The sequence below is a fragment of the Syntrophaceticus schinkii genome (assembly GCF_000946815.1).
Taxonomy (GTDB): domain Bacteria; phylum Bacillota; class DSM-12270; order Thermacetogeniales; family Thermacetogeniaceae; genus Syntrophaceticus; species Syntrophaceticus schinkii.
On the sequence record NZ_CDRZ01000139.1, the window covers coordinates 1 to 1,917 of the forward strand.

Sequence of the window (1,917 nt, forward strand, 5' to 3'; positions counted from 1 at the left end):
TATTTCTCAGTGATCTGAGCGTTCAGATACCTTTGGAACTCCTTCGAAATCTCAGAAAAGTGTGAAAGAGAACGATAGACATCTACTAAGGAGAAATTGAAGCGTTCGAAATAGCGACCCTTTTCCTCGAAAGCCTTCTTCTTAGAGCCAGGCGAGAGCAATCTAGAGACGACAAGCATAATCATTATGGAATTCGTATTGTACTTAAACTTCTTATGCCTGGACTTGTTCTTAAAAAAAACATCCAAGCGGAGTTCGTGGTAAATCTTCAAGATGGCGGCATACCCGAAGTTTTTTCTGTTGTCCGTATCGGGAGCGAGCCTCTCATCCATATCGACCGACAAAGATAACTTCTTCTCCGCTTTTTCCTCTTGCCGGCTATAGAATTAATACTTAGCTATATATATATACAGCCCTCTTTTTATAAGGGGCAAATTTCTTTATGCACAAAAATCGACGGTTAAGACACGAAAACCAACGGTTCATGACGCAATTTCGACGTGTTGCGCACTTGATATTGTCTATAGATACAAGATATAGTAATATAAGTTTATATTTAGTAAGGTTACAACAAGAGACTTTTTTAATAATAATCGGAGATTTGTTTAGAGGTTTAAGAAAAGGAAGGGGGAATGCCAAGGAAAATATAGCAAAGCAAAAGAAAGTGTATATAAATAACGAGGAAGGGAGGGCATTGTTATGAATATCAAAAAACTGAAGAAAGCTACAGTAACATTAATCCTTGCTGCAATACTCGTTATGCATGCGATTCCTGCATTAGCCGGACCAGAGAGACACGTAGCATATCGCTATGTATGGGGCGTCAGAGCTGTAACAGAATGGTCGGGTGTTAAACATTATACCAGGGCGTGGTTGGAGCTATAGGCACTGATTCTGGACAGCAATGGGGTGTGGGTTTAACAAGTGCCACAGCTTATGGTCTTCCTAATAGCACTGCTCACACACGCTACGGAAGATAAATAACAGAAATATTATTCTATGGAAGACAGTAATTACTGTCTTCCATAGAATAACTATATTTTGCATAGAAGTGTCCTCAGTGTTTGAACTTGCATAATCTAAGTTCTCGGACAACCTATAAAGTTATAAGAAATCAGTGTTGTGTAATTAGCGATAGTGCGTAGGGAATAAATATGATAAACAGTATAAAAAACCAAAGTAAGTATTTAATTAGGAACTAATATCCACCATAGGAGTGGAGTTTGCCGGAATTACGACAGGGGGCTTAATTATGGATAAAAACAAACTATTGTCATCGCTGTTTCTAATAATTGTATTTATGACCATTGTGGTTTTTTCATGTTTTTTAACATCTTCACTGGAATATGCTGTCCGGGATGAAATACTAGTGAATAACTTTTTGGGGCCGGAGGCAAAAAGCTTTAAGATTATTCCCGAGGAAGATGCTGCTAACTGGCCGCGAGCTTTATTTGAGATTCCTGAGCACTGTGTTATAAGCAAGCCCTTAGATATATTGGGCAGCACTGTTGGTATATATATTTCCGGCAGTGTTGATATTATCCCCGAAATGAAAGAAGGCCGTTTTTTTAATGAAAGAGATTTCGCGGCGGGTGGAAAATATGCGGTCGTTGGTGAAAAGATTTTACCGGATACTCTGGCCAAAAACGACAAAAGATTTTATATCTTTGAAAATCAAGAATATGAAGTTATCGGCGTTATGAAGAACAGGAACGCCGATGATTGGCTTGGCTACAGAAGTTACCTGAATCTTAAAGCTCTAACCGGCAACATAGATTATTTGTGGGTTGATCATTTTGGGATAGATGCTGGTGACAAGACCCATACGGTTTATGTGCAATTAAAATCCGGCATCGAACAAGAGGGCATGCAATTCAAAAGCGCATCAATAGATATGATCGAATCGCCATTGTTAAG

General features: G+C 38.9%; 2 protein-coding genes and 1 pseudogene. 2 read left to right on the forward strand and 1 reads right to left on the reverse strand.

Annotation, left to right across the window (positions count from 1 at the left end; all coding sequences use genetic code 11):
- A pseudogene (locus tag SSCH_RS06440) lies at window positions 1-344 on the reverse strand (IS1634 family transposase); the annotation flags it as partial.
- Between the two features lie 355 nt (window positions 345-699).
- On the opposite strand from SSCH_RS06440, the gene SSCH_RS06450 reads away from it, so the two are divergent.
- The gene (locus SSCH_RS06450; RefSeq protein WP_044664754.1) at window positions 700-885 is read left to right on the forward strand and encodes a hypothetical protein; all 186 of its coding nucleotides are present in this window, start codon (window positions 700-702) and stop codon (window positions 883-885) included.
- A gap of 367 nt (window positions 886-1,252) precedes the next feature.
- A partial coding sequence (locus tag SSCH_RS06455; RefSeq protein ID WP_044664755.1) for an ABC transporter permease occupies window positions 1,253-1,917 on the forward strand: 665 nt, incomplete at its 3' end.

Bases quoted from the DNA above. Each gene is read 5' to 3' on its own strand.
- SSCH_RS06450 (WP_044664754.1), top strand. From the start codon at position 700: ATGAATATCAAAAAACTGAAGAAAGCTACAGTAACATTAATCCTTGCT.